This window comes from Apilactobacillus ozensis DSM 23829 = JCM 17196, assembly GCF_001435995.1.
Lineage (GTDB): Bacteria > Bacillota > Bacilli > Lactobacillales > Lactobacillaceae > Apilactobacillus > Apilactobacillus ozensis.
This window is the reverse complement of the sequence record NZ_AYYQ01000004.1, coordinates 56,071-62,876: the sequence shown is the minus strand read 5'-3', so window position 1 is coordinate 62,876 and position 6,806 is coordinate 56,071. Positions and strand designations below refer to the sequence as shown.

The window sequence follows — 6,806 nt, the reverse complement described above, 5'->3', positions numbered from 1 at the left end:
AATATTTGGAATTAATATCCTAGTAAAAGTTGTCTAACTTTTGGGGTTCACATCAACTCCTCTTTTTAACAATCTAATTATTAGATTGAATATATTCAAAAGCGTTTTGACCGGCAATACCACCATCACCAACAGCCGTCGCAATTTGACGAAGCTCTTTTTCTCGAACATCACCGATTGCAAAAATTCCTGGAACCTTAGTTTCCATTCTTTCATCGGTAGGAATCCAGCCCTTAGCATCAGTAATGCCTAAATTCTTAAACGGTTCCGTCATTGGTGTATTTCCAACGTAAATAAATACTCCGTTTGAATCAATGACTTTTTCTGAATTATCTTTAGAATCTAAAGTTTTTACTCCCGTAACTTTATTTCCATCACCTAAAATTTCGGTAACATTAGAATTCCAAACAAAATTAATTTTTTCGTCAGCAAAAGCACGGTCTTGTAAAACTTTTTGTGCTCTTAACTGATCACGTCTATGAATAACAGTGACTTTGGCAGCTAAATTGGAAAGATATAAACTCTCTTGAATAGCAGAGTCGCCACCACCTACAACAATAACTTCTTTATTTTTAAAGAAAGCACCATCACATACTGCACAATATGATACACCACGACCACCGTATTCTTCTTCACCAGGTACACCTAATTTACGATATTGTGAACCAGTACCAATGATTAATACAGAAGTTTCATATTCGTCATTATCAGTACGAACTATCTTAGCATTACCCTTATCTTCAACGGATTCAACTGTCCCATAAGCATACTCAGCACCAAATCCAGTAGAACTTTCATACATTTTTTTAGACAAATCCGGGCCTAAAATAGATTTAAATCCAGGATAGTTTTCAATTTCAGCAGTATTATTCATCTGACCACCGTAAATTCCACGGTCAATCATTAACACTGATAAATTTGCTCTAGATGCGTATAAGGCACTAGTCATTCCACCAGGTCCAGCTCCAATGACGATAACATCATATTTTTTCATTAGCTACCTCCTTTTATTAATAATAAGAATTTACTATGAATTACAAATATTTTCCAATATTTAGACTTACTTTTCGTTAGTATCTAACTTTTTACCTAAATCTTTAATATATTCTTTTAACTGTTCAGAAACTTCTGGATGTTTTAATCCAAACTCAATATTTGTTTTTAACCAACCAAACTTATTGCCAGTATCGTAACGATCACCTTTAAATTCATGTGCATAAACTTTATCAGTTTTATTTAAAGTATCAATAGCATCAGTTAATTGGATTTCATTACCCTTACCAGGTTTAGTATTTTCTAAAATTTCAAATATTTCAGGTGTTAATAGATATCTACCAATAATAGCCAAGTCACTAGGTGCATCTTCTGGAGCAGGTTTTTCAACGAAACTAGTAACGTCATATAGCCCATTTGAAACCTCTTTAGCTGGATTAATAACCCCGTATTTAGAAGTTTCTTCATGTGGCACACGCATTACAGCTAGCGTTGAAGCGTTTGTCTCTTCATAACTATCGATAAGTTGCTTCGTTAACGGAACATCAGATTGCATTAGGTCATCACCTAACATGATGACAAAAGGATCATCGCCAACAAAACTTTTAGCTGTATGTACAGCATCGCCTAATCCATTTGGATGGGCTTGGCGCTTAAAGTAAATATTTAAACCATTTGTTTTTTGAACTGCCTCCAACATCTTATCTTTATGTTTTTCAGCTAAATTCAATTCTAGTTCGGTATTAGAATCAAAATGATCTTCAATTGCACGCTTCCCTTTACCAATAATAATTAAAATATCAGTAATTCCAGATGCTTTAGCCTCTTCAACGATTAGTTGAATAGCAGGTGTATCAACAACTGGTAACATTTCTTTAGGCATTGCTTTAGTTTCCGGCAAGAAACGAGTTCCTAGTCCTGCAGCTGGTATAATAGCTTTTTTGATTTTTTTCATAATTCTATAAACTCCTAAAATTTATTCTAATTCAGAACGTCCTTCACGCAACATTAGTTTAGAAATAGCTTCTTTAACACTAACGTTTTCGTTAAGAACATTATATATAGCTGATGTAATTGGCATATCAATCCCGCGTTGTTTGGCTAGTTCATAAGCTGCTTGAGTGGTTGCAACTCCTTCAATGACCATCCCCATATTTTTAACAACATCGGATAACTTTTCACCTTTACCCAATTGGTACCCAGCACGCCAGTTTCTAGAATCACTACTTGTGGCTGTTACAATAACATCTCCAAAGCCTGACAAACCAGTAAATGTTAGCGGATTAGCACCAAAAGAAGTTCCTAGACGCGAAATTTCAGCGAGTCCCCTAGTCATTAAGGCGGCTTTAGCGTTATCTCCATAGCCTAAACCATATAAGGCACCTGCACCTAATGCAATAATATTTTTCAAAGCAGCACCAATTTCCACTCCAATAATATCATCATTAGTATAAACTCTAAAATATCCATTCATAAATAATTTTTGGAAGTGTTCAGCAATTTTTATATCACTAGAAGCAGCAGTTACTAAAGTAATATCTTTTTTAGCAACATCTTCAGCTTGACTAGGTCCAGAAATAACGGCAATTCCATTGCGATTATTACTGCTTATTTCTTCGGCTAATACTTCAGACATTCTTTTGTAAGTTTTTTGTTCAATTCCCTTACTACCATGAATAATGTTAGGTTTAATATCCATTTCATTTAAAATGGTATTTAAATTTTGAGCAACTGAACGAGTAACTTGAGCTGGAACAACCATTAAGATATCATCTACGTCTTTTACGGCTGCTTGCATATCTGAGTAAGCAACTAAAGAATCAGAATAAGTAAAATCTTTCATATATTTAGAGTTAGTATGCTTAGTATTTAGTTCTTCAACTTGTTTTGGATTATATGACCATAATCTCACATCGTGACCATTTTCATCCAAAATATTAGCCAACATGCTACCCCATGAACCGGCACCTAGTACTGCAATTTTTTCTGTCATTAATTGACGCTCCTTAATTTTTTTATATTTTAAATATTGATTGCTTTATCTTTAATATATAGTGGCAAGTCATGATAATTTTTTCTGCGATAAATCAATAAACCAATTGCCGCAAAAAACAAAACAAATGATAATATTTGTGAAATTCGAATATCATAAAAAACTACTAAACTATCTGTACGCATCCCTTCAACAAAAAATCTACCAAATGCATACCAAATTATATAAAGTAAAGTTGTTTCTCCACGTTTCAAAAAATTAGGCATATGTCTTATATTCATTAAAAGCACAAAGCCTAATAAATCCCATATTGATTCATATAAGAACGTAGGCTGTCGATAAGCACCCTGTATAAACATTTGTTGAATAATAAAATGTGGTAAATGTAAATGATTTAAGAAGGATAAACTAGTAATTTGACCAAAAGCTTCTTGATTCATAAAGTTTCCCCATCGCCCAATCGCTTGTCCTAATATAACAGTCGGTGCAATCACATCTAACATTAGCCATACAGGTATGAACTTATTACGACAATATAAGTATACAACAATTGCCGCTCCAATTAACGCTCCATAAATGGCAATTCCACCATCCCAAATTCTAATAATTTCATCTAAATGGTACTGGTAATAATTCCATTGAAATGCAACATAATATATCCGTGCACATATGACAGCTGTAGGAAGAGCTAATAGAATCATATCATATATATTATCAGATTTAATACCATGTTTTTTCCCTTCAACAATTGATAAATATACCGCTAGCATTACTGCACTTGCTATAAATATTCCATACCAATGCACCTCAATAGAACCTATACGAACTGCAATTGGATTAAGTGCCAGATAAGCCAAATTTTCATCTCCAAAACTCTATTTTTTTGAACTATTTTCTTTAATTAAGCTATTTAAATTATCATCAAAAACCTTAGTAGCATCATACCCCATAGATTTCGCTCTAAAGTTCATAGCCGCAGCTTCAATAATAATTGCTAAATTACGACCAGTTTTAACCGGAATGTTTATTTTTTGTACGTCTACGTCAAATATACGTCTAGTTTCATTAGCGTTCCCTAACCGGTCATATGGAGTGTCTGCTGACCAATTTTCCAAATGTACAATTAAATCTACTTTAGTTTTAGAGCGTACAGCTCCTGCACCAAATAAATTCATCACATCAATAATTCCAATTCCTCTTATTTCTAAAAGATGTCTTAAAATACGAGGAGCCTGACCAATTAAAGTTTGTTCATCTTGTTGATATACTTCAACTCTATCATCGGCAATTAAACGATGACCTCTTTTTACTAATTCCAATGCTGTCTCACTTTTACCGATTCCAGAATCACCAGTAATAAGTACTCCCAATCCATAAACATCTACTAAAACCCCATGAATTGATTTACGTTCAGCTAATCTACCTTCTAAGTAATTAGTCATATTACTTAAAACTCTAGAAGTCGTTAGTTTAGAACCAAGAATTGGAATGTGTTCTTCTTTGGCTGCTCTAATTAATTCAGCAGGTGGGTCTAGCTGAGTAGATATCACAAATGCTGGCGTTTCTGGCTGACACATTTTTTGCATGACATCATATAAATCAGCTGTACTCATTCCTTTAGCATATGATGTTTCAGTAATTCCTAGTAATTGAATTCGACGAGCTGGATAATAATTAAAATATCCGGTTAATTCCAAACCAGGTCGTGATATGTCACTAGTCGTAATTTGACGGTCTAAATAATCTTTACCGTAATAAATACTCAAGTGCGTATTGTTCACCAAATCGTCAACAAATACTTTCTCGGTCATTTATGCGCCTCCTCAGATGTCTAATACTTATATACAATAATTTTATCACTTTTAGATTTTAAGCTATACATCGGAAACCACAACATTGCAAAGTGAAATAATTATTGAAACTAGCATCGCCATCCCAAAAGAAGAAAAGTAAAAATTGTTACCTACGACAAAAGATGTAATTTCAAGCATAAATCCATTAACTACAATACTAAAAAGTCCTAGTGTTAAGACATTAATTGGCCATGAAATAAATTTAATTATTGGTTTAATTGTCGCATTAATAATTGCTAATACAAAAGCAGCAATTAAAGCTACTTTTGCATTTGATACATAAAAACTATTTTGAAAAAAGTTAGCCACCGCAATAAATAAAATAGTATTAATAATTAATCTAATTATGAACTTCAAAAATATATCACTTCTTTACGTTAAAAGTTTTATTAGTCTTTTTTATCATGTTCTTCAACATCATGAATTACCTTACGACCGTTACTATGCTCAGAACTATCGTGTGAATCTTGATTAAACCCACCAAATCCATTAAATCCTGAATAACTATTTTTGCTTGGAATAATAACCATCATAGCTATATATATAAAAGCACCTATAACAAAGTGGCCGGGATATATAGATAAAATCACAAAAGCAATTCTAACTAGTGTAGCATTCCAACCAAAATATTCGGCAAATCCACCTAAAGTACCAGTTAATATTTTATCGTTAACTGATTTAGTCATTTTTCTTTTATCGTTATTCATAAATAGCACCTCATTTTTTGTATTTATTATATTATAAAATCGTCAGACATAATTGTATTATCTGACGATTTAAATTTGAAATAATATTTACAATTATTTAGACTTTTTTAAACATAACGATACCTAATTCGTGTGGTGTATCATTATATATTGCTGTTTCAGTTAGTTTGATTACATTATTAGGCGTAGTTAATTTAATTCGACAATAAGTGGGATGCTTCAATAATGCCTGATAAAATTCACTTTCTGATTTCACCGCAACATCATTAACTTCAGTAATAATGTCACCAATTGAAATATCCATATTACTTGCAGGAGTATCTTTTTCAACAGCTAAAACTCTGATACCATTAACAGCTTCAGCAAATGGTGTATCATTCTTGTTATCTTTTAATCTGAATATAAACATTGTAACTAAAAAGATAACTGCAAGTAAGCATACTCCATATAAAGTTATAAAACTAAAATAATAACTTAAAATCGTTAAAATAATTCCTATTGCGCTTATTTTAATAAGAAATTTACTTAACAATTTTAAATATTTTTGAGGAATATGGTTGAAAAATTTAAATTTCATACCTAATAAAACTGGTAAAAATAAGAAACTATATTTTTCATTGCCAACATTAAAAACTGGCCAGTATGGAATACTACTAAATAAATTTCCCGGAACTAAGATTAACATGGGCACTATTCCTAATTCTTTAAAAATATAGAAAACTTTTTTAGTATTTCGTTGGTTATAATAAATTTGTGGAGAATTCATTTTTCCACCAAACCATTTATAATACAAGCTGCTAATAATCAAAATAACGGTTATAAATGCTAACAAATTTTGGTTATTAGTTTTGTTCATATTTAAATTCAAGCTTAAATATTGATTTAAATAATCAACATTGCCAAATAACATATAAACAATTGAACTAATAAAAGTAATTGTAATTGGCATTAAATGCGTAGGAATTAACAATAAGTTAATCAACAATAAAATTTCGTACAATACGATAAAATTAGTTGGCAATATTATTCCTAGTAATACAGAAATTATTGAGGATAAAATACCTAACAATATAAAACTAACTATAAAATGTCTAAATTCATTATTAGAACGATAAATAGCCGTATTAAATAGACTTCTTTCGCGATTAATTCTTTTTCTATAATTAAGATAATTACGAATTAAACCTATCCATAACACTGGCTGACAAAAGAAAACTAAAAAGGCAATTAATATATTCATGATTTAGTACCTCGAGACTA

Annotated in this window: 8 protein-coding genes; all 8 read right to left on the bottom strand. The window is 31.5% G+C overall.

The window, feature by feature from the left end:
• Positions 1-73: 73 nt before the first annotated feature.
• Positions 74-994, bottom strand: a complete 921-nt coding sequence (trxB, locus tag FD06_RS01720; protein ID WP_056965717.1) for a thioredoxin-disulfide reductase — start codon at positions 992-994, stop codon at positions 74-76.
• A gap of 66 nt (positions 995-1,060) precedes the next feature.
• Positions 1,061-1,948: a UTP--glucose-1-phosphate uridylyltransferase GalU gene (galU, locus tag FD06_RS01715; protein WP_056965716.1), complete on the bottom strand. Its 888-nt coding sequence runs from the start codon at positions 1,946-1,948 to the stop codon at positions 1,061-1,063.
• A 21-nt stretch (positions 1,949-1,969) separates the two neighbouring features.
• Positions 1,970-2,986 (bottom strand): NAD(P)H-dependent glycerol-3-phosphate dehydrogenase, encoded by a 1,017-nt coding sequence (locus FD06_RS01710; protein WP_056965715.1) that lies wholly within the window; start codon positions 2,984-2,986, stop codon positions 1,970-1,972.
• Between the two features lie 29 nt (positions 2,987-3,015).
• The gene (lgt, locus tag FD06_RS01705; protein ID WP_056965714.1) at positions 3,016-3,843 is read right to left on the bottom strand and encodes a prolipoprotein diacylglyceryl transferase; all 828 of its coding nucleotides are present in this window, start codon (positions 3,841-3,843) and stop codon (positions 3,016-3,018) included.
• A gap of 18 nt (positions 3,844-3,861) precedes the next feature.
• Positions 3,862-4,797: an HPr(Ser) kinase/phosphatase gene (hprK, locus tag FD06_RS01700; RefSeq protein ID WP_056965713.1), complete on the bottom strand. Its 936-nt coding sequence runs from the start codon at positions 4,795-4,797 to the stop codon at positions 3,862-3,864.
• Between the two features lie 63 nt (positions 4,798-4,860).
• Positions 4,861-5,196 (bottom strand): phage holin family protein, encoded by a 336-nt coding sequence (locus FD06_RS01695; RefSeq protein ID WP_056965712.1) that lies wholly within the window; start codon positions 5,194-5,196, stop codon positions 4,861-4,863.
• Between the two features lie 32 nt (positions 5,197-5,228).
• Positions 5,229-5,546 (bottom strand): PspC domain-containing protein, encoded by a 318-nt coding sequence (locus FD06_RS01690; protein WP_056965711.1) that lies wholly within the window; start codon positions 5,544-5,546, stop codon positions 5,229-5,231.
• A 97-nt stretch (positions 5,547-5,643) separates the two neighbouring features.
• Positions 5,644-6,786 carry a PDZ domain-containing protein gene (locus tag FD06_RS01685; RefSeq protein ID WP_056965710.1) on the bottom strand — a complete coding sequence of 381 codons (1,143 nt, stop codon included), beginning with the start codon at positions 6,784-6,786 and terminating at the stop codon, positions 5,644-5,646.
• Between the last annotated feature and the right edge of the window lie 20 nt (positions 6,787-6,806).

Coding starts and splice junctions, on each gene's coding strand:
- trxB (WP_056965717.1), bottom strand. CDS start 994: ATGAAAAAATATGATGTTATCGTCATTGGAGCTGGACCTGGTGGAATG.
- galU (WP_056965716.1), bottom strand. CDS start 1,948: ATGAAAAAAATCAAAAAAGCTATTATACCAGCTGCAGGACTAGGAACT.
- FD06_RS01710 (WP_056965715.1), bottom strand. CDS start 2,986: ATGACAGAAAAAATTGCAGTACTAGGTGCCGGTTCATGGGGTAGCATG.
- hprK (WP_056965713.1), bottom strand. CDS start 4,797: ATGACCGAGAAAGTATTTGTTGACGATTTGGTGAACAATACGCACTTG.
- FD06_RS01690 (WP_056965711.1), bottom strand. CDS start 5,546: ATGAATAACGATAAAAGAAAAATGACTAAATCAGTTAACGATAAAATA.
- FD06_RS01685 (WP_056965710.1), bottom strand. CDS start 6,786: ATGAATATATTAATTGCCTTTTTAGTTTTCTTTTGTCAGCCAGTGTTA.